The following is an 18,995-nucleotide window of genomic DNA, read 5'->3' as shown; positions in this document are numbered from 1 at the left end:
GTTGAGGTCGAGGGCCGAGATGAGGAGCGACCTCGCGCCGCGACTCCTCATCTCGGCTCTGCACCTCATTTGAGGACGTCCGCGAATGCCGGAGCGTGCTGGTCGACGAATGCGCCGGCGAGGAATGCCTCGAGCTCGTCGGTCGCGGTGAGCGGGAGCACGGCCGCCACGTACTGGTCGGGACGCACGACGACGACCACGCCGTCGCGCGAGAGGCCGCGCTCCTCGAAGATGTCGCCGGCGGTCCAGGCGCTCGGCGCGGCCGCGTAGACCTTCTCCCAGTCGGTGAGCCCGAGGGGTCCGGTCTTGGGCAGGAACAGGTCGGGCACGCGGGTGATGTCCACGTCCTCGTGCGCCTGCTGGTAGACGACCTTGACGTCGAAGACCGCGTCGACGTCGGCGCCTTCCGGCGTGAAGCGCCGCACGGGCGACTCGGGCGCGGCCATGAACGCGACCCAGTCGGAGAGGACGGATGCCTCGCCCGCGGCGGGCGAGTCGGCGAAGGCGTAGATCCGCCAGCGACCGTCGGCCTTGGCGTGGTGTCCGAGGTGCACGGCGTTGCCGTCGCACACACGGACCACCTCGACCGACTTGAAGCGCTTGCCGAGCGGGAACCCCTCGGCGAGCGCCTGGTGCGCAGCATCCGTCACGATCATCGACTGGCCGTACTGCGTCATGAAGCCCGACGGGAACTCGGCGGTGCCGAGGTAGAACGTGGCGAGTTCCTGGGGGTCGGAGATCTCCTCGGGCTTTCGGGCCATGAGGGCCGACCACTCGCGATCGAAGTCGATGAGCTGCTGCGCGACCGGCTGACGCTCGGCCGAGTACGTCGACAGCAGCGATGCGGGGCTGAGGCCGGCGAGCACGTGACCGAGCTTCCAGCCGAGGTTGAAGCCGTCCTGCATCGAGACGTTCATCCCCTGGCCGGCCTTCGCGCTGTGCGTGTGGCAGGCGTCGCCGGTGAGGAAGACGCGCGGGTCATGGCCCTGGTCGACGTCGACATCGTCGAACTTGTCGGTGACGCGGTGGCCGACCTCGTAGACGCTGTGCCAGGCGACCTGCTTCACGTCGAGGGTGTACGGGTGCAGGATCTCGTTCGCCCTGCGGATGATCTCCTCGATCGGCGTCTGGCGCACGTGGTGGTTGTCATCGGCCGCGACCTCGCCGAGGTCGATGTACATGCGACTGAGGTAGCCGCCCTCGCGCGGGATGTGGAGGATGTTGCCGGCCTCGGAGTTGATCGCGCACTTGATGCGCCAGTCCGGGAAGTCCGTGTTCACGAGGACGTCCATCACGCCCCAGGCGTGCGCGGCGAACTGCCCGACGTGCTTGCGGCCGATCGCCTCGCGCACTCCGCTGCGCGCGCCGTCGCAGCCGACGACGTACGTGGCGCGCACGGTGCGCTCCTCGCCCGCGCGCTCGCCCGCAACGTGCCGCACACGCACCTCGACGGGGTACTCCCCGTCCTCGTGCACGGTGAGACCGAGGAACTCGATGCCGTAGTCCGGCACGATCCGCCCCGGGCCGTGCGCGGCGGCCTCGGCGAAGTAGTCCAGCACGCGCGCCTGGTTCACGATGAGGTGCGGGAACTCGCTGATCTTGAACGCGTAGTCCTCGGTGCGCGCGGTGCGGACGATGTTGCGGGGGTTGTCGGGGTCGGGACCCCAGAAGTTCATCCAGGCGATGTTGTAGGCCTCGGCGATGATGCGCTCCGCGAACCCGAACGCCTGGAACGTCTCGACGCTGCGCGGCTGGATGCCGTCGGCCTGGCCGAGCACGAGGCGCCCGTCGCGGCGCTCGATCATTCGGGTCGTGACGCCCGGGAACTGCGACATCTGCGCTGCGAGGAGCATGCCCGCGGGGCCCGATCCGACGATCAGCACGTCCATCTCGTCGGGCAGCTCGGCGGGCCGGTCGACGCCGGTGCCGGCCGCGTCCTGAATGCGCGGGTCGCCGGAGACGTAGCCGTGGTGGTGGAACTGCATCGGTGTCCTCCTCGGACGACGGTGTCGAGGGCTTGTGGCCTGGGTCTTGTTCGGAGAGGTGGCGTGTTCTATATTCGAGCACGACGTTCTACTATTGAACAGATCGTATATGACCGCGTTGCCTCCCACAACACCTGGCGCTCCTCACCCGAGCGCGAGACTTCAGACATGTCTGCGAAAGGACCGTCGAACGTGACAGATGTGACGTCTCGCGTCGAGGCGGCGGGTGCGAAGGCGGCGCCGGCCTCGCAGACGCTGAGCCGCGGCATCCGGATCCTCGAGGTGCTCGCCGACGCGCGCGGACCGCTGTCGATCGACGAGATCGCACGGCGGCTCGAGGTGCACCGGTCGGTCGCCTATCGGCTGCTGCGCACGCTCGAAGACCACGGGCTCGTCGAGCGGGACGCGGCGGGCCTCGTCGAGCTCGGCGCGCGCATGGCGGCCCTCGCGGCGGGCGTCGCGCACGACCTGCAGGCCGAGGCGCTCCCCGAGCTGACGGCGGTGGCGGGCGATCTCGGAGTGACGTGCTTCCTCGCGGTGCTCGACCACGACGAGTGCGTGACGCTCTCGAGCGTCGAGCCCCGCCACGCGGTGAATCCGGTCGCGCAGCGGCCGGGGACGCGGCATCCGGTCACTCGCGGCGCGCCGGGCAAGGCGATCCTGTCGCTCGTGCCGAAGGCCTCCTGGCCGAGCGGCATCTCGGGGGACCTGGCCGCAGAGGTGACGGATGCCACGACCCGCGGCTTCGCGACCAGCCACGACGAGGTCATCCCGAGCCTGCGCGCCGTGGCGGTGCCGCTCGCCGTGCGTGGGCGCGGGCCCGCGGCGATCGCCGTCGTGTTCGTTGCGAGCGCGCACTCGGACGAGGAGATCGCCGCGCGGCTCAGGCGCTCGGCGGCCGCCATCCGCGACGCGCTCGGCGGCTGAGGCGCCCGAGCCGGGCGCTGAGCCTGTGGACGCGACGCTGCTCAGATCGCTGCTGTCGAAGCGCCCGGTCGCCGCGCCGTCCCGGGCTGGGCGGACAGACGTGCCCCGCAGAACTCCACGAACCCATCGCGGGGAGCTGGCCGGGGTGGTTGCACGCCCGCGGGCGGCGGATTCCGTGGAGTTCCGCCGGTGGGGCGACGGGATCAGGCCGTCGTGGGGTACTCGGTCACGAGGCGGATGTTGTACTCGGCGATGCGCTGGGGCACGCCCGCGAACGCCTCGGCGCGGGCGTCGGACGCGAGGTACTCCCTCTCGAGGGCCAGGAAGGCCCCTTCGTCGCCCTCGGCGCTCACCGCCCAGACGAACTCGCTGGTCTCGGGAAGGCCGTACGCGAACTCGATCGTGAAGCCGGCAGCGGGCCGCACCCGCGGCATCCACTCGTTCCACCACGCGACGAAGGCGTCGTACTCCCCTGCGACGAGCGTGTACCGGCGGAGCTGAGTCGTCTTCATGACTCCATCCTGCCCGAAGACCTATACTCGTCACGTCCGGGGGCACCGTCGCCCGCCGGTGCTCGAAAAATGGGCACGCAGCGCGCACGCGCGAGACACATACGGCTCTTGATCCGTCCCGTCTCGAAAGGCATCGCCATGTCTCCCGCCATGAGCGCCGTCTCGGCGCACGTCGCCCTCACTCTCGCCCGCCACATCGACCACGTCTTCGGCGTGATGGGCAACGGCAACGCGTACTTCCTCGACGCGCTCGAGCGCTCCACCGATGTGCACTTCACCGCCGTCCGCCACGAGGCCGGCGGGGTCGTCGCGGCCGACGCGTACCACCGCGCCTCCGGGCGTCTGGCCGCTGCGACCGCCACGTACGGCGCCGGCTTCACCAACACGCTCACCGCCCTCGCCGAGGCGGTGCAGGCTCACGCGCCCCTCGTGCTCGTCGTAGGCGACGAGCCGACCTCCGGGCCGCGCCCGTGGGACGTCGACCAGATCGCCCTCGCATCTGCTGTCGGCGCGCGCACCTATACGGTCGGGCGAGCGGATGCCGCGGCCACGACGATCATCGCCATCGAGCACGCCCTCACCTACCGGGTGCCGACGGTGCTCGCGATCCCCTACGACGTCGCCGCGCGCGACGCAGGCGCCGTCTCCGAGCCCCCGGAGCCGCGCCTGCCCGCGCCCCTCGTGCCCGCCGGAGCGTTCGCCGAAGGCGCGGTCGAGGGCCTCGTCGAGGCGCTCGCCTCGGCGGAGCGGCCGTTCCTGCTCGCCGGCCGCGGAGCCTGGGTCTCGGGTGCCCGCGAGGCCCTCGGTGACGTGGCCGATGCGGTCGGCGCCGTCACGGCGTCCACCGCCCTCGGCCGTGGCATCTTCCCCCGCGGCGAGTTCGACCTGGGCGTGACCGGCGGCTTCGGCGCCGAAGGGGCGATGGAGCTCGTGCGCGAGGCGGATGTCGCCGTCGTGTTCGGAGCGTCGCTGAATCAGTTCACGATGCGGTTCGGGGACCTTTTCGCGCCCGGCACCCGGGTGTTCCAGGTCGACGTCGCGCCCGCCGCGACCCATCCCCACGTGGGCGGCTACGTGCGCGGCGACGCCGCCGTGGTGGCCCGCGCAGTCGCCGACGGGCTGGCCGCCCGGGCCGGCCGGTCCAGCGGCTGGCGGGAATCCGTCGACCTCATGCCGCTGCGGGCATACGAGCCCGGCGACGACATCGCCCCCGATGGTCGGCTCGACCCTCGCGCGGTCGCGGCACGCGTCGGCGAACTCCTGCCGGAGGACCGCGTCGTCGTCTCGGACGGCGGCCACTTCATCGGCTGGGCGAACATGTACTGGCCCGTCGGATGCCCCGACCGCATGATGATGGTCGGCACGGCGTTCCAGTCCATCGGGCTCGGCTGGCCGTCGGTGCCCGGCGCCGCTCTCGCGAAGCCCTCGGCGACGGTCGTGCTGACGACGGGCGACGGCGGTGGGCTCATGGCGCTCGCCGACCTCGAGACCGCCGTCCGCGTCGCCGGCGGCCGGGGCGTCGCGGTGGTGTGGAACGACGCGGCGTACGGTGCTGAGATCAACCTCTACGGCCTCAAGGGGCTCGCGGAGGAGCCCATGCTCATCCCCGAGGTCGACTTCGCCGCTCTCGCGGCCGGCGTCGGAGCCGAGGGCGTCGTCGTGCGCACCCTGGCCGACCTCGACCGGCTCGCAACGTGGACGGCCGAGCCCGCAGCATCCCGTCGATTCCTCGTGCTCGACTGTCGCATCTCGGGATCGGTGATCGCGCCGTACCAGCGCGAGATCATCCGCGTGAACTCCTGACGGTTTTGGCGACTCGCCAAAACACGTCGGTCACAGGGTGTGATCTTGGCGAGTCGCCCTGATGCGGTGACGCGACGGCAGTGGTCGAATTCTGGCGAGTCGCCGAAACGCCGGCCGCGGCCCGCGAATTCTGGCGAGTCGCCAAACGCCAGGAGGGGGCGGCAGGAGGCGAGCACACGCCGTCACTCGCCGGTGAAGTCGGGCTTGCGCTTCTGCTGGAAGGCGGCGAAGCCCTCGCGGTAGTCGGCTGTGCTGCGCAGCGCCTCCTGGCCGCGGGCCTCCTCGGCGACGGCGTCCCACAGCCGCTCGCCACGCAGGCGCGCGATCAGGCGCTTCGAGGCGACGAACGCGGCCGTCGGTCCCGACGCCGCGAGCGTCGCCCGTTGCAGGGTGAAGTCGAACACCTCCTCGACGGGCATCGCTCGGCTGAACAGCCCCGCCGCCACCGCCTCGGCGCCCGACATCATCGCGCCGGTGTAGATGAGGTCGAGCGCTCGGTGCGCACCGAGCCGCTCGTAGAGGAGGGCGTGACCGCCCGAGTCCAGCATCGCTCCGAGGCTGGCGAACGGCGAGCCGACCTTGGCGTCGTCCGCGACGTAGACGACATCGGTGGCGATCGCGAGTCCGAGTCCGACGCCGAGGCACGCACCGTGCACGGCCGCGAAGGTGGGCGCGGGGAACGCGGCGATCCGCCTCATCAACGTCTCGACGCCGGCGAGGTACTCGGGCACGTCGTCGGTCACCGGGTCCACGCCCGCGATGTCGCGGCCGGCGCAGAACGCCCGCCCCTCGGCGCGCAGCACGAGCGCACGCACGCCGGACTCCTCGGCGCTGCGGTACGCGGCATCCATCTCCCCCAGCTCGCGCAGCGACAGCGCGTTGAGCTTCTCCGGCGCGTTGAGGACGACTTCGGCGACGTCGCCGGTGATGGACAGTTCGATCATTCGTTCCTCCCTAGACGTCGTAGTCGACGACGACGGTATCGGTCGTGGGGTGCGACTGGCACGTGAGCACATACCCGCGCTCGAGTTCATCGGGCTCGAGCGCGTAGTTCTCCGTCATCGTGACCGATCCCTGCACCAGGCGGGCACGGCACGTGCCGCACACGCCCCCGGCGCAGGCGAACGGCACGTCGGGTCGTACTCGCAACGCGGCGTTGAGGATCGACTCGTGCGCGGCGACCGGGCTGTCGACCGCCTGCGACTGCCCGTCGAGCGTGAACTCGATGCGCCGCACCGGCTCGTCCTTCGCGACGACCACCGGGCGCCCCGCCGACGGCTCGGCGCGATCCCCCTCCCCCGTCGTGAACAGCTCGTACCGCACGTGCGCGGGGGCGACGCCGATGTCGGCGAGGGTGTCGCGGCAGAGCTGCACGAGTCCGAACGGCCCGCACAGGAACCACTCGTCGACCGTGTCGGGGAGCACCAGCTCATCGAGGATCCGCCGCAGCCGAGGCTCGTCGATGCGGCCCGAGAGCAGTGGCGCCGTGCGCTGCTCGCGCGAGAGCACGTGGTGCAGCGCGAGCCGGGTCGGATAGCGGTCCTTGAGGTCGGAGAGCTCGTCGAGGAACATCACGTCGAGGCTCGACCGGTTCGTGTAGACGAGGGTGAACCGCGACGTGCGCGACCGGGCGAGCACGGTCGCGGCGAGCGCCATGAGCGGCGTGATGCCGGATCCCGCGGCGATCCCCGCCACGTGCGTGTCGTCGAGGTCGGCGAGTTTCGAGGTGAAGGTGCCCTGCGGGCTCATCACGTCGATCTCGTCACCCACCTTCAGCTCGGTCTGCGCCCAGGTCGAGAACCGACCGCCGAGATCGCGCTTGATCGCGACGCTGATCGTGCGCGGCCCGTCGCCCCCGCCGCCGGAGTCCTCCGCGCGGCACAGCGAATACGAGCGGCGTACCTCGTGCCCGTCGACCACCTTTCGCAGGGCGACATGCTGCCCTGCGAGGTAGTCGAACTCGTCGCGTGCCTGCTCGGGGATCGCGAACGTCACCTCCACCGAGGCGTCCGTCAACGGGCGCACCGCGGCGACCCGCAACGTGTGGAAGCGCGCGCGGTGCTTGGCGCCGCGCGGACCGCCGACGGCGGTCGTCAGCAGCGTCTCGGCGATGCGTTCGTTCTCGCTCGCCGCCACCTCGCCGGGCCGCATCAGTGCACCTTGAAGTGGTCGAAGGGCTCGAGGCACGCGCGGCACTCGTACAGCGCCTTGCACGACGTCGAACCGAACCGCGCGAGCTCGCGCGTGTCGAGCGAACCGCAGCGCGGGCACCGCACCGACAGCTGAAGGCGGATCGGCCCGCTCTCCGCCGCACGTCCGGTGGGCGGGGCGATGCCGTACTCGAGGAGCTTGCGCTTGCCGGCATCCGTCATCCAGTCCGTGGTCCACGCGGGGGCGAGCGCGAGTCGCACGTCGACGTCGTCGAAGCCGGCCGACGTGAGCGCGAGCACGACGTCGTCGCCGATCGCGTCGATCGCCGGGCAGCCCGAATACGTCGGCGTGATCGTGACGGTCACGCGTCCCTCGTCGACGGCGACGTCGCGCAGCACGCCGAGATCCTCGATCGTGAGGACGGGAACCTCGGGATCGAGGACGGATGCCGCGACCTCCCACGCGCGCGCGGCCGTCGCCGTACCCGTCACCATGTCGCCCCCGGGTGCTGCCTGGCCAGCACTTGCATCTCGGCGAGCAGGGAGCCCAGCGTCGGGAAGTGCGACCCGCGCCGCCCGCCGGCCGCCGACATCGGGATGGCGGGCACCTCGAGCTCGGCCTCGGCGAAGACCGCCGCGATCACGGTGTCGAACGGCCCTTGAAGTGTCGAGGGCGGCACGGCGATGCCGTCGAGACGCTGGGTCAGCGGCTCGTCGCGGAACAGCTCGCCCACGTACGGCCACACATCGCCGATCGCGCGGAGCATGCGCCGGCGGGACTCGTCGGTGCCGCCCGCGAGGCGCAGCGTCCACTGCACGGCGTGGTCACGGTGGTACTCGACCTCTTTGACCGCCTTCGCGGCGATCGCGGCGAGGGTCTCGTCGGACGATCGCTGCAGGGCTGTGTACAGCTCGAAGAGGTAGACGGATGCTGCGAGCTGACGCGCGATCGTCTGCGCGAAGTCCCCGTTGGGCTGCTGGAAGAGCCACGCGCACCGGAACTCCGGCTCGTCGCGCCAGTAGGCGAGGTCGTCCTCGGTGCGATCGTCGTAGGTGCCGGCGTACCGCAGGAGCGAACGCGCGTGACCGAGAAGGTCGAGCGCGATGTTGGCGAGCGCGACATCCTCCTCGAGTTCGGGAGCCCGTGCGATCCACGCGCCGAGCTGTTGCGACAGGATGAGCGCATCGTCGCCGAGCCACCGCGCGTACTCCGCGACGTCCGCCGTCGCGGCGTGGCCCTCGGCGCCGGCCAGCTCGGCCGACAGCTCGACGTGCTCGACGGTCACGTCGCCATGCGGAAGCTCCTCGATCACAGGTGCGGCACCCCCTCGGACGCCGTGTAGTACGTGGCGTGGCGATAGTTCTTGCCCGCGGGGCTCTCGAAGAACGCCCCCTTCGAATCGGGATCGCTCGTCGTGATGGCGTCGGCGGGCACGACCCAGATCGACGTGCCCTCCCCCCGGCGTGTGTAGAGATCGCGGGCGTTGCGCAGCGCGAGCTCCGCATCTGGCGCGTGCAGCGACCCCGCGTGCACATGGCTGAGGCCGCGGTTCGCGCGGACGAACACCTCCCACAGCGGCCACGACTCGCGCGGCGACGCACCTGGAGTGGTCATGATCGGACCTCCGTCGTCGGCTCAGGGCGTTTCGACTCGCTTCGCTCGCTCAACGACCGAGAGGCGAGCTCGAGCTGCTGCTTGCGGGCGTACTCAGCCGCGGCCTCGCGGACCCACGCACCGTCCTCGTGGGCGTTGCGCCGGTTGCGGATCCGCTCGACGTTCATCGGGCCGCGGCCGGCGAGCACCTCGTGGAACTCCGTCCAGTCGATCTCGCTCGTGTGCCACCGCTCCGCCCGCTCGTCCCACCGCAGCTCCGGGTCGGGCAGCCTCACACCCAGTACCTCGGCCTGGGGCACCAGCATCCCGATGAACCGCTGCCGCAGGTCGTCGTTCGAGAACCGCTTGATCTTCCACCGCATCGACTGCGCCGAGTTCGGCGACTCGTCGTCGGGAGGCCCGAACATCATCAGCGACGGCCAGTACCAGCGGTCCACGGCCTCCTGCGCCATCTCCCGCTGCGCGGGCGAACCCTGCATCAGCGTCAGCAGGATCTCGAACCCCTGCCGCTGGTGGAACGACTCCTCCTTGCAGATGCGCACCATCGCCCGGCCGTACGGACCGTACGACGCACGGCACAGCGGCACCTGATTGCAGATCGCGGCGCCGTCCACCAGCCAGCCGATCGCACCCATGTCTGCCCACGTCGGCGTCGGGTAGTTGAAGATCGACGAGTACCGGGCCCGCCCCTCGATCAACTGCCCGGTCATCTCGTCACGGGTGATGCCGAGGGTCTGGGCCGCCGAGTACAGGTACAGGCCGTGGCCCGCCTCGTCCTGCACCTTGGCCATCAGGATCGCCTTGCGCTTGAGGCTCGGCGCGCGAGAGATCCAGTTGCCCTCGGGCTGCATCCCGATGATCTCGGAATGCGCGTGCTGCGAGATCTGCCGGATCAGCGTCTTGCGGTACGCCGCCGGCATCCAGTCCCGCGGCTCGATGCGCGAGTCGGCCTCGATGATCGCGTCGAACGCCGCCTGCTCGCCGGCCTCGTCGATCGGCGCCGTGTCGATCAGTGTCTCGGTCGTCATCATCGACTCCTTATTTACAGACCGTTCGTTCAGTAAAGTCTACAACGGACTTCTCCACCGTGCGGAAACACGGGTTGGTCACGTCGACACACCGGGAACGAATGCCGCGCCCCGGGGCGTCGCGCCACCGACCCGTGTTTCGGCGACCGGCTGTGGAAGTCAGTCGGTGGGGTGAGTGCGCCGCGTCGTCAGCGACCGGCCGCGGAGCTCGGCGACCACGTCGCCGGTCTCGTCGGTGACCGTGACGTCGTACAGCCCGTTGCGGCCCGAGAGGATGCGGCGCCGCGCGTGCGCGGTGAGCGTCTGGCCCGCATGGGTGGCCTTGAGGAACGTGATGTCGGCGCCGGCAGCCACCGTGACGTCGTCGTCCTCGTTGCAGGCCATTGCGAACGCGGTGTCGGCGAGCGCGAACACCATCCCGCCGTGCGTGATCGCGAAACCGTTCGTCATGTCGTCGCGCACCCGCATCGACACGATGGCCTCGCCCGGTTCGTCGCGCTCGACGACCATGCCGAGCGCGGCCGAAGCGTGGTCGCGCCGCAGCATGCGGCGCTGCCCGACGAAGTGCGCTGCGGGGTCGCTCATGCGCGCGCTCCAGCGGACTCGGGAGAGACGGATGCCGCGGCGGTGGCGGCATCCGTGTCGGCAGACGTCTTGGCGACCAGCGTGAGCACGTCGTAGGTCGCGACGGTCTCCTCGCGCTGGTTGAGGATGACGGCGTCCCACCGCACCTCGCCGTATGCGTCGTTCTCGCGCGGAGTGATCTGCTTCGCCGTGAGCACCACGCGGATCTCGTCTCCGGGCGACACCGGCGTCATGAACCGCAGGTTCTCGAGGCCGTAGTTGGCGAGCACGGGGCCCGGCTCGGGGTCCACGAACAGGCCCGCCGCCCACGACACCAGCAGGTAGCCGTGAGCGACCCGACCGGGGAAGAACGGGTTGGCGGCGGCGGCCGCCTCATCCATGTGGGCGTAGAACAGGTCGCCCGTGAAGTTCGCGAACGTCTCGATGTCGTCGAGCGTCACCGGGCGCAGCGGCGACGCCACCTGGTCGCCGATCGCGAGTTCGGCGAGCGACTTGCGGAACGGGTGACGATCGGAACGGGATGCCGCGCCCTGATGCCACACGCCGGTCAAGGCGGTGAGCATCGCGGGCGAGCCCTGCACCCCGGTGCGCTGCATGTGGTGCAGCACAGCGCGGATGCCGCCGAGCTCCTCGCCGCCGCCCGCACGGCCGGGTCCGCCGTGCACCAGGTGAGGGACCGGGGCGCCGTGGCCCGTCGAGGTGCGCGCGTCGTCGCGGTCGAGGAAGAGCAGGCGCCCGTTGTAGGCGGCGGTGCGGGCGAGCAGAGTCGCGGCGACCGCAGGGTCGGACGTCGCCACGCTCGTCACCAGCGACCCGCCCCCGCGGCCGACGAGGTCGGCGGCTTCGTCCACCGTCCGATAGGCGATCACGCTCGCGACCGGGCCGAACGCCTCGACGTCGTGGACGGCGTCGGGAAGGGCATCCGCGTCGCCGTCGAACCCGACGACGATGGGTCCGACGAACGCGCCGTCGGGCGCGGGGCCGGTCGAGCCGTCGGCACGGGTGACGTCCGGGGCATCCGTCGTGCCGATGAGCAGCCGGCCTCCCGCGGCTTCGAGCTCGCCGACGGCCCGCAGCACCTCGTCGCGCTGCGCGAGCGAGACGAGCGGACCCATCGTGACGCCCTCGGCATGCGGGTCCCCGATCACGACCCGCTCGTCGATCTTGGCCCGCAGTGCCTCGATGAGCGGCTCGACCGCGTCGACCGGCACGATGGCGCGCCGGATCGCGGTGCACTTCTGCCCCGCCTTCGTCGTGAGCTCGACCATGAGCTGCTTGACGTACGCGTCGAATTCGGGGGTGCCGGGCACGGCGTCGGGGCCGAGCACGGACGCGTTGATCGAGTCGGTCTCGCTGGTGAACCTGACGCCGGGCGCCGCCTGCTCGCGAAGTCGGGAAGCGGTCGAGGCGCTGCCGGTGAAGCCCACGAGGTCGCCGAGCCCGAGGTGGTCGAACAGCCCGGGTACGGCGCCGCTCACCAGCTGCAGCGAGCCGGCGGGCAGGCGTCCGGTCTCGACGAGCATCCGCACCCATGCCTCGGCCACGTACGCCGTCGGCGTCGCGGGCTTCACGATCGTCGGAACCCCCGCGAGGAACGCAGGGGCGAACTTCTCGAGCGCGCCCCACATGGGGAAGTTGAAGGCGTTGATCTGCACCGCCACACCGGGCAGCCGCGTGTACACGTGGCGCCCGAGGAACGTGCCGTCCTTCGACAGCGGCTCGACGGGGCCGTCGAGGTACACCTGCGCGTTCGGGAGCTCGCGCCGACCCTTGGACGAATAGGTGAAGAGCACGCCGATCCCGCCGTCGACGTCGCTCAGCGAGTCGCGCGTGGTCGCGCCGGCGCGCTTCGACAGCTCGTACAGCTCCTCCTTGCGCGCCGTGAGGGCGAGGCCGAACTCCTTCAGCAGCAGCGCGCGCTGGTGGAAGGTCAGAGCGCCGAGGCTCGCCTGCCCGACGGTGCGCGCGTGGGCGATCGCGCCGACCAGGTCGATGCCCCCGGTGCCGACGAGCGTCACGACCTCGCCGGTCGAGGCGTCGCGCACCTCCGTCGCGCCCGCGTCGGATACGGGCGTCCACCATGCGTCGCGCAGGTAACTGGGGAGGATGCCGGTCCCTGTCCGCTCCATCATCACTGTTCACTCCATTCGTAGAAGCCGCGGCCGGTCTTGCGGCCGAGATGTCCGTCGGCGACGAGGCGCCTGAGCAGCTCCGGGGGCGCGAAGCGCTCCCCCAGCTCGCGATGCAGCTCCTCGGCGATGCCGAGTCGCACATCGAGCCCGACGAGGTCCGTCGTGCGGAGCGGACCGACCGGATGCCGGTACCCGAGCTCCATCGCCGCGTCGATGTCGGCGGCCGAGGCGACGCCCTCCTCGAGCATGCGGATCGCCTCGAGCCCGAGCGCGACTCCGAGCCTGCTCGATGCGAAGCCCGGACTGTCGCGCACGATGATCGGCGTCTTGCCGAGCGCGGCGATCCAGCTCTTGGCGTCGTCGACGAGCGCCGGGTCGACCGCCGTGCCGGCGACGACCTCGACGAGCTGCGACGCGGGCACGGGGTTGAAGAAGTGCAGACCCAGGAAGCGCTCCGGGCGTGCGAGGCCGGAGGCGAGGTCGTCGATCGAGATGGACGAGGTGTTCGTCGCGAGCACCGCCTCCGGTGCGAGCACGCGCTCGGCGCGGCCGAGGGCCTCGAGCTTCAGCTCCCGATCCTCCGGGACCGCCTCCACGACGAGGCCGCAGCCGGCCAGGGCCGCAGCATCCGTCGCCGTCCTGATCGCTGCGGCGAGCGCCTCGTATCCGATGTCGGTGGTGCCGCGCTCGACGCTGCGGCGCACGGTTTCGAGGAGCCGAGCGGATGCTGCCACCGCCGCCGGGTCGTCGCGCTCGACGACGACCACCTCAGCGCCGGCGAGCACGAACGCGTGCGCGATGCCCGTGCCCATGCGCCCGCCGCCGATCACGCCGACGCGATCAGGAACGCTCATCGCTTCTTCCTCTCGAGGAACGCGGTCATGCGCCGCTCCTTCTCGGGGCTCTCGAAGAGCTGCGCCTGCAGCTCCAGCTCGATCTCGGGGTGCGCGGCGCGCGGGGCGAGCAGCGCCGTCTTCGTGTGGCGCGTCGCCAACGGGTCGTTGCGCGCGATGCGGTCGGCGATCGCGTGGGCCGCGGCGAGCAGGTCGGCGGGCTCGTACAGCGAGGACACGAGCCCCCAGTCGACGGCGGTGTCGGCATCCAGGATGCGCCCTGTCAGCAGCATCTCGGCGGCCCGGGCCTCGCCGACGATCTCGGGCAGGCGCCACGTCGCACCCGCCGCCGCGATGATGCCGAGACCGGTCTCGGGGTTGCCGATCTCGAGGCTCGGCGTTCCGATGCGGATGTCGGCCGCGTACGCGAGCTCGGCCCCGCCTCCCAGCGCGTAGCCGTCGATCGCCGCGATGACGGGCATCGGCAGGTTGCGTACCCGAGTGAAGGCGCGGGTGTTGATGCCCCGGCGCGCGTCGGCGGCGCGGCGTTGGCGCAGCTGGGCGATGTCGGCGCCCGAGGCGAACACACCGTCGGAGCCCGTGAGGATGAGCGTGCGGGGCTCGCGCTCGAGCTCGCCGCACAGCTCGTGCAGACGGTCGATGGTGTCCTGATCGATCGCGTTGCGCACCTCCGGCCGCGACAGCGTCGCGACGACGCGGTCCTCGCCCCGCTGGATCTTGAGCGGCTCAGGCATCGGCATCCTCTCGATCCGCTCCGTCACGGTCTCGCGCCCATAATATCTGATCGATCGTTCAGTAATGTCACCGTGTCGCCCGGCGTCCACGGCGACGGGTGCGAGACTGAGCACATGTCCGCGAGCACCGACGCCTCCCCCGCGCGACGCGGACGGCCCGGCTACGACCGCGACCAGGTGCTGGCGGTCGCGGTGGCACTCTTCAACGAGCAGGGATACGACGCGACGTCCGTCGCCGATCTCGCCTCGCGCCTGGGCCTCACGAAGTCGGCCCTGTACCACCACTTCGACTCGAAGGAGCAACTGCTCGCGCTCGCTCTCGACGAGGCGCTCGATGGGCTCGAGGGCGTGCTCGACGAGCCGGGCGCCTCCGTGGGCGACCCCGTCGAGCGACTCGGCGCCGTGCTGCGCGGAGCCGTGGGGGTGCTCGTCGACAAGCTCCCCTATGTCACGCTCCTGCTGCGCGTCCGGGGCAACAGCGAGGTCGAGCGCGCCGCCCTCGAACGCCGACGCAGCTTCGACCACCGCGTGACGGCGCTCGTGGCCGCGGCGCAGCGCGCCGGTCAGGTGCGCGCGGATGTCGACGGCGCCGTGGCCACGCGCCTGGTGTTCGGCATGGTCAACTCGATCGTCGAGTGGTATCGCCCCGGCGGCGCCGTCGATCGCGAGCGGCTTGCCCACGACGTCGTCGCGGTGGCCCTCGACGGCATGCGCACCCGCTGAGCCCCGCCCCTCCCTTCCCCTCCCGCGCCGAGCGTGCCCCTCCCGCGCCGAGCATGCCCGGCATGGTCGCGGCACCAGGGGCATGGTCGCGGCACCAGGGGCATGGTCGCGGCACCAGGGCGCGGGGCGGCGGAGCGACGGGGCGACGGAACGACGGAACGACGGAACGACGGATGCTGCGCCCCGAGCCTGCACAGCGGCTCAGGGGCGCAGCATCCGTCTCACGAAAGGTCAGGCCTTGGAGAAGCCGTAGATCGGGCTGGCCGACTGCTCGGCCTCGTGATCGGGGCCGAGCGGGATGCCGGAGCGGTCGCGCAGCAGCAGTGTCGCGATGAGTCCGATCACCGTCATGGCGGCGAGGTACCACGTGACCGACAGGGTCGAGCCGGTCGCCTGCACGAGCGCCGTCGCGATGGTGGGGGCGAACGCACCGCCGAGGATCGCGCCGATCGCGTACGAGATCGAGACGCCCGAGAAGCGGATGGATGCCGGGAACAGCTCGGAGTACAGCGCGGCCTGGGGGCCGTACGTGAAGCCGAGGCCGATCGTGAGGATCGCGAGTCCGAGGAACAGCAGCCAGATATCACCCGTGTTCACGAGCGGGAACAGCAGGAAGACGCCCACGAGCTGCAGGATCCAGCCGATGATGTACGTCGTGCGGCGCCCGATGCGGTCGGAGATGAAGCCGGCAGCCAGCGTCGACAGCAGCCAGGTGACGGCCGATCCCGCGACCGCCCACAGCACCGGTCCGCGCTCGAGGCCGAGCGGTCCCTCGGGGTTCGTCGAGTAGCCCTGGATGTACCCGCCTGTGGTCATGTAGCCGACGGCGTTGTTGCCCGCGAAGACCAGCGCGGCGATGATCACGAGGAGCAGGTGCTTGCGGAAGAGCGTGACGATCGGCATCCGCGCCTTCTCCTTGCGCTCGGCGAGCTCGGCGAAGACCGGGCTCTCCTCGACGCGGCGGCGGACGTAGTAGCCCACGAGGATCAGCACCACGCTGAGGAGGAACGGGACGCGCCAGCCCCATACGAGAAACGCGTCGCCGGGGGCGATCATCGCCATGAGCGCCATGACACCCGAGGCGAGCAGCAGGCCGAGCGGCACGCCGATCTGCGGCGAGGCGCCGAAGGCACCGCGACGCTTCTTCGGCGCGTGCTCGACGGCCATGAGCACGGCGCCACCCCACTCGCCGCCCGCGGAGATGCCCTGGATGATGCGCAGCAGCACGAGGAGGATCGGGGCCGCGATCCCGATCGCCTCGTACGTCGGCAGTACGCCGATGAGCGCGGTCGCCGCACCCATGAGGATGAGCGTCCACATGAGCACGACTTTGCGGCCGTACTTGTCGCCGAAGTGGCCGGCGAGGAACGCGCCGAGCGGGCGGAAGAGGAAGCTCACGCCGACGGTCGCGAAGGCCACGATCGCGCTGTTCGCGCCGAGCGGCGCGAAGAACAGCTGGCCGAAGACCAGCCCGACCGCGGTCGCATAGATGAAGAAGTCGTACCACTCGACGGTGGTGCCGACGACGGTCGCGAACACGACGCGACGGCGGTCGGGGGTCGACGCGATGGTTCCGGTGGGGGTGAATCCCTGAGGGGATCGTGAGGTGCTCATGTGACTCCTGTGTCGGGGCTGACGGCGTCGTCGCCGGCGAACTTCTGGGAAGCTTGCCGGATGCTGGACGATCATATACGATTTCGGATACGACGCAACAGGTCGCTTCGAGTGAGGGAGCTCATGGACGAGATCACGGATGCCGCAGACCGCCGTTTCGCAGCCCTCCCCGGCCGCCCCGGCAAGATCGTCGCCGTCCACCTCAGCTACGCGTCGCGTGCGGATCAGCGCGGGCGGCGGCCGCAGCATCCGTCGTACTTCTTCAAGCCGTCCAGCTCGGTCGCCTCCTCCGGCGACACGATCGAACGTCCTGCGGGCACTGAGCTCCTCGCCTTCGAGGGCGAGATCGCGCTGGTCATCGGCGCTCCCGCGCGACGCGTCGCGCTCGACGACGCCTGGTCGCACGTCGCGTGGGTCACCGCGTCCAACGACTTCGGGCTGTACGACCTGCGCGCGAACGACAAGGGCTCGAACGTGCGGTCCAAGGGCGGCGACGGCTGCACCCCGGTCGGTCCGTCTCTCATCGACGCCCGCGAGATCGACCCGAGCACACTCCGCGTGCGAACGTGGCTCAACGGCAGCCTCGTGCAGGACGACACCGCTGCGGGCATGATCTTCCCCTTCGCACAGCTGGTCGCCGACCTGTCGCAGCACTTCACGCTCGAGACGGGCGACGTGATTCTCACGGGCACGCCGGCGGGGTCGTCGGTGGCGCAGCCCGGCGACGTGGTCGAGGTCGAGGTCGATGTGCCCGGCGGCCCGTCTTCGGGTCGACTGGTCACCACGGTGGTGCAGGGAGCCGCCGCGTTCGACGCGGAGCTCGGGTCACTGCCCGCCGTCGACGACCTGCAGCGCAGCGAGGCGTGGGGCTCTCGGGAGGCGGCCGGACTTCCGCCGGCGGAGGCCGCGAACCCGCCACTCTCCCCCCGACTGCGCGCCAAGCTCGAGGCGGTGCCCGTCGCAGGCCTGTCGGCACAGCTGCGCAAGCGCGGGCTCGACAACGTGCACATCGACGGCGTCCGGCCGCTGCATCCCGAAGCGAAGCTCGTCGGCACCGCCCGCACGCTGCGGTTCGTGCCCAACCGCGAAGACCTCTTCGCGTCGCACGGCGGCGGCTACAACGCGCAGAAGCGCGTGTTCGACGCCGTCGGCGACGGCGAGGTCGTGGTGATCGAGGCGCGCGGAGAGGCCGGCTCGGGCACGCTCGGCGACATCCTCGCGATCCGCGCACACGCTCGCGGCGCCGCCGGCATCGTCACCGACGGAGGGGTGCGGGATGCGGCGGCCGTCGCCGCGGTCGGCATCCCGGTGTACTCCTGCGGCGCCCACCCCGCGGTGCTCGGCCGCAAGCACGTGCCCTGGGACGGCGACGTCACGATCGCGTGCGGCGGTGCCACCGTCCAGCCCGGCGACGTCATCGTCGGGGACGCGGACGGGGTCGTGGTGATCCCTCCCGCGATCGCGGAGGAGATCGCGGACGCGGCCCTCGCCCAGGAAGACGAGGACGGCTGGATCGCCGACCGCGTCGCGGAGGGGCATCCGGTCGACGGACTCTTCCCGATGAACGCCGAATGGCGCGCCGAGTACGACGCCCGAGAAGGAGGCCGCGCATGAGCCCGGCCGAAGCCGACACGCTCAGCAAGTCCCAGCAGGCGTACCGCTGGGTCAAGGAGCGCATCGCGAACCAGGAGTTCACGCCGGGTTACCGCCTGGTGCTGGGCAGCATCGCCGGCGAGCTCGACATGAGCGTCGTGCCCGTTCGCGAGGCGATCCGCCAGCTCGAGGCCGAAGGGCTCGTCACGTTCGAGCGCAATGTCGGTGCCCGCGTGTCGATGGTCGACGACTCGCACTACCGCTACAGCATGCAGGCGCTGTCCATCCTCGAGGGCACCGCCACCGCGCTGGCCGCGCGCCGGCTCACGGCCGACGACATCCGCAACGCACGTCGCATCAACGAGCTCATGATCGAGACGCTCGAGCACTTCGACCCGCGAGCGTTCACCGCGCTCAACCAGGAGTTCCACGCGGCTCTGTACGAGAAGTGCGCCAACCCGCGCATGCTCGACCTCGTGCACGCCGAGTGGGCCCGCCTCGGCCATCTGCGCGACTCGACCTTCAGCTTCGTGCCGGGCCGGGCCCAGGAGTCCGTACGGGAGCACGAGAACATCCTCGTGCTCATCGAGACCGGCGCCCCGCTGGGCGAGATCGAGAAGGCGGCCCGCCGGCACCGGTCGGCGACCCTCGACGCCTACATGATCCACGAGCACCCCGACGAGGCCCTCGGGCTTCCCGCGTTCTGAATCACGGATGCCGCGGGCCGCAGCATCCGTCTC

General features: G+C 71.0%; 18 protein-coding genes. 5 read left to right on the top strand and 13 right to left on the bottom strand.

Annotated features, from left to right (window positions below; genetic code table 11):
- Positions 1-65 precede the first annotated feature (65 nt).
- Entirely contained in the window at positions 66-1,985 is a 1,920-nt protein-coding gene (locus MRBLWH3_RS08400) for an FAD-binding monooxygenase (protein WP_363430468.1), read from the bottom strand.
- Positions 1,986-2,153: 168 nt separating this feature from the next.
- Here MRBLWH3_RS08400 and MRBLWH3_RS08395 point away from each other — a divergent pair, with 168 nt between their 5' ends.
- A complete protein-coding gene (locus MRBLWH3_RS08395) occupies positions 2,154-2,912 on the top strand; it encodes an IclR family transcriptional regulator (protein WP_363430466.1) in 759 nt (252 codons plus the stop codon).
- Positions 2,913-3,115: 203 nt separating this feature from the next.
- Here MRBLWH3_RS08395 and MRBLWH3_RS08390 read toward each other — a convergent pair whose 3' ends face one another.
- Positions 3,116-3,424 (bottom strand): hypothetical protein, encoded by a 309-nt coding sequence (locus MRBLWH3_RS08390; RefSeq protein ID WP_363430464.1) that lies wholly within the window; start codon positions 3,422-3,424, stop codon positions 3,116-3,118.
- Positions 3,425-3,574: 150 nt separating this feature from the next.
- Between MRBLWH3_RS08390 and MRBLWH3_RS08385 the strand changes: the two genes are divergently transcribed.
- Positions 3,575-5,227: a thiamine pyrophosphate-binding protein gene (locus tag MRBLWH3_RS08385; RefSeq protein WP_363435385.1), complete on the top strand. Its 1,653-nt coding sequence runs from the start codon at positions 3,575-3,577 to the stop codon at positions 5,225-5,227.
- A gap of 182 nt (positions 5,228-5,409) precedes the next feature.
- On the opposite strand, the gene MRBLWH3_RS08380 is transcribed toward MRBLWH3_RS08385, so the two are convergent.
- The 10 genes from MRBLWH3_RS08380 to MRBLWH3_RS08335 all read right to left on the bottom strand — a co-directional run bounded on the left by MRBLWH3_RS08380 (position 5,410) and on the right by MRBLWH3_RS08335 (position 14,325).
- Positions 5,410-6,171 (bottom strand): enoyl-CoA hydratase/isomerase family protein, encoded by a 762-nt coding sequence (locus MRBLWH3_RS08380; RefSeq protein ID WP_363430462.1) that lies wholly within the window; start codon positions 6,169-6,171, stop codon positions 5,410-5,412.
- Positions 6,172-6,181: 10 nt separating this feature from the next.
- On the bottom strand, positions 6,182-7,378 hold the full coding sequence (gene paaE / locus MRBLWH3_RS08375) for a 1,2-phenylacetyl-CoA epoxidase subunit PaaE (RefSeq protein ID WP_363430460.1): 1,197 nt from the start codon (positions 7,376-7,378) through the stop codon (positions 6,182-6,184).
- Positions 7,378-7,872, bottom strand: a complete 495-nt coding sequence (gene paaD, locus MRBLWH3_RS08370) for a 1,2-phenylacetyl-CoA epoxidase subunit PaaD (protein WP_363430458.1) — start codon at positions 7,870-7,872, stop codon at positions 7,378-7,380. Before paaD ends, paaE begins: the two co-directional genes overlap by 1 nt.
- A complete protein-coding gene (gene paaC / locus MRBLWH3_RS08365; protein WP_414685323.1) occupies positions 7,866-8,663 on the bottom strand; it encodes a 1,2-phenylacetyl-CoA epoxidase subunit PaaC in 798 nt (265 codons plus the stop codon). The genes paaD and paaC overlap by 7 nt, the downstream gene beginning before the upstream one ends.
- Positions 8,664-8,686: 23 nt before the next feature.
- Positions 8,687-8,992, bottom strand: coding sequence for a 1,2-phenylacetyl-CoA epoxidase subunit PaaB (gene paaB / locus MRBLWH3_RS08360; RefSeq protein WP_342001176.1), 306 nt, complete (start codon positions 8,990-8,992; stop codon positions 8,687-8,689).
- Positions 8,989-10,020 carry a 1,2-phenylacetyl-CoA epoxidase subunit PaaA gene (paaA, locus tag MRBLWH3_RS08355; protein WP_363430456.1) on the bottom strand — a complete coding sequence of 344 codons (1,032 nt, stop codon included), beginning with the start codon at positions 10,018-10,020 and terminating at the stop codon, positions 8,989-8,991. The genes paaB and paaA overlap by 4 nt, the downstream gene beginning before the upstream one ends.
- A gap of 159 nt (positions 10,021-10,179) precedes the next feature.
- On the bottom strand, positions 10,180-10,605 hold the full coding sequence (paaI, locus tag MRBLWH3_RS08350) for a hydroxyphenylacetyl-CoA thioesterase PaaI (protein WP_363430454.1): 426 nt from the start codon (positions 10,603-10,605) through the stop codon (positions 10,180-10,182).
- Positions 10,602-12,734, bottom strand: coding sequence for a phenylacetic acid degradation bifunctional protein PaaZ (gene paaZ / locus MRBLWH3_RS08345; RefSeq protein ID WP_363435379.1), 2,133 nt, complete (start codon positions 12,732-12,734; stop codon positions 10,602-10,604). Before paaZ ends, paaI begins: the two co-directional genes overlap by 4 nt.
- A 2-nt stretch (positions 12,735-12,736) precedes the next feature.
- Complete coding sequence (locus MRBLWH3_RS08340; protein ID WP_363430452.1) at positions 12,737-13,591, bottom strand: 3-hydroxyacyl-CoA dehydrogenase family protein; 855 nt, start codon at positions 13,589-13,591, stop codon at positions 12,737-12,739.
- Complete coding sequence (locus MRBLWH3_RS08335) at positions 13,588-14,325, bottom strand: enoyl-CoA hydratase/isomerase family protein (RefSeq protein ID WP_363430450.1); 738 nt, start codon at positions 14,323-14,325, stop codon at positions 13,588-13,590. The genes MRBLWH3_RS08340 and MRBLWH3_RS08335 overlap by 4 nt, the downstream gene beginning before the upstream one ends.
- Before the next feature lie 114 nt (positions 14,326-14,439).
- On the opposite strand from MRBLWH3_RS08335, the gene MRBLWH3_RS08330 reads away from it, so the two are divergent.
- Positions 14,440-15,048, top strand: a complete 609-nt coding sequence (locus tag MRBLWH3_RS08330; protein ID WP_363430448.1) for a TetR/AcrR family transcriptional regulator — start codon at positions 14,440-14,442, stop codon at positions 15,046-15,048.
- 231 nt (positions 15,049-15,279) lie between these two features.
- Here the strand turns inward: MRBLWH3_RS08330 and MRBLWH3_RS08325 are convergent, their stop codons facing one another.
- Positions 15,280-16,662, bottom strand: coding sequence for an MFS transporter (locus tag MRBLWH3_RS08325; protein ID WP_363430446.1), 1,383 nt, complete (start codon positions 16,660-16,662; stop codon positions 15,280-15,282).
- A gap of 123 nt (positions 16,663-16,785) precedes the next feature.
- On the opposite strand from MRBLWH3_RS08325, the gene MRBLWH3_RS08320 reads away from it, so the two are divergent.
- Positions 16,786-18,276 carry a fumarylacetoacetate hydrolase family protein gene (locus MRBLWH3_RS08320; protein WP_363430445.1) on the top strand — a complete coding sequence of 497 codons (1,491 nt, stop codon included), beginning with the start codon at positions 16,786-16,788 and terminating at the stop codon, positions 18,274-18,276.
- The gene (locus MRBLWH3_RS08315; RefSeq protein ID WP_363430443.1) at positions 18,273-18,962 is read left to right on the top strand and encodes a GntR family transcriptional regulator; all 690 of its coding nucleotides are present in this window, start codon (positions 18,273-18,275) and stop codon (positions 18,960-18,962) included. The genes MRBLWH3_RS08320 and MRBLWH3_RS08315 overlap by 4 nt, the downstream gene beginning before the upstream one ends.
- Positions 18,963-18,995 lie beyond the last annotated feature (33 nt).

Origin of the sequence: Microbacterium sp. LWH3-1.2 (assembly GCF_040675855.1) — a bacterium.
In the GTDB taxonomy this organism is placed as follows: domain Bacteria; phylum Actinomycetota; class Actinomycetes; order Actinomycetales; family Microbacteriaceae; genus Microbacterium.
Note: the sequence above shows the minus strand (reverse complement) of the source record. Positions and strands in the feature narration are given on the sequence as shown.

Bases quoted from the DNA above. Each gene is read 5' to 3' on its own strand.
- MRBLWH3_RS08400 (WP_363430468.1), bottom strand. From the start codon at position 1,985: ATGCAGTTCCACCACCACGGCTACGTCTCCGGCGACCCGCGCATTCAG.
- MRBLWH3_RS08315 (WP_363430443.1), top strand. From the start codon at position 18,273: ATGAGCCCGGCCGAAGCCGACACGCTCAGCAAGTCCCAGCAGGCGTAC.
- MRBLWH3_RS08335 (WP_363430450.1), bottom strand. From the start codon at position 14,325: ATGCCTGAGCCGCTCAAGATCCAGCGGGGCGAGGACCGCGTCGTCGCG.
- paaB (WP_342001176.1), bottom strand. From the start codon at position 8,992: ATGACCACTCCAGGTGCGTCGCCGCGCGAGTCGTGGCCGCTGTGGGAG.
- MRBLWH3_RS08330 (WP_363430448.1), top strand. From the start codon at position 14,440: ATGTCCGCGAGCACCGACGCCTCCCCCGCGCGACGCGGACGGCCCGGC.
- MRBLWH3_RS08340 (WP_363430452.1), bottom strand. From the start codon at position 13,591: ATGAGCGTTCCTGATCGCGTCGGCGTGATCGGCGGCGGGCGCATGGGC.
- paaD (WP_363430458.1), bottom strand. From the start codon at position 7,872: ATGGTGACGGGTACGGCGACGGCCGCGCGCGCGTGGGAGGTCGCGGCA.
- paaI (WP_363430454.1), bottom strand. From the start codon at position 10,605: ATGAGCGACCCCGCAGCGCACTTCGTCGGGCAGCGCCGCATGCTGCGG.
- MRBLWH3_RS08320 (WP_363430445.1), top strand. From the start codon at position 16,786: ATGGACGAGATCACGGATGCCGCAGACCGCCGTTTCGCAGCCCTCCCC.
- paaA (WP_363430456.1), bottom strand. From the start codon at position 10,020: ATGACGACCGAGACACTGATCGACACGGCGCCGATCGACGAGGCCGGC.
- MRBLWH3_RS08385 (WP_363435385.1), top strand. From the start codon at position 3,575: ATGAGCGCCGTCTCGGCGCACGTCGCCCTCACTCTCGCCCGCCACATC.
- paaZ (WP_363435379.1), bottom strand. From the start codon at position 12,734: ATGGAGCGGACAGGGACCGGCATCCTCCCCAGTTACCTGCGCGACGCA.
- MRBLWH3_RS08395 (WP_363430466.1), top strand. From the start codon at position 2,154: ATGTCTGCGAAAGGACCGTCGAACGTGACAGATGTGACGTCTCGCGTC.
- paaE (WP_363430460.1), bottom strand. From the start codon at position 7,378: ATGCGGCCCGGCGAGGTGGCGGCGAGCGAGAACGAACGCATCGCCGAG.
- MRBLWH3_RS08380 (WP_363430462.1), bottom strand. From the start codon at position 6,171: ATGATCGAACTGTCCATCACCGGCGACGTCGCCGAAGTCGTCCTCAAC.
- MRBLWH3_RS08390 (WP_363430464.1), bottom strand. From the start codon at position 3,424: ATGAAGACGACTCAGCTCCGCCGGTACACGCTCGTCGCAGGGGAGTAC.
- MRBLWH3_RS08325 (WP_363430446.1), bottom strand. From the start codon at position 16,662: ATGAGCACCTCACGATCCCCTCAGGGATTCACCCCCACCGGAACCATC.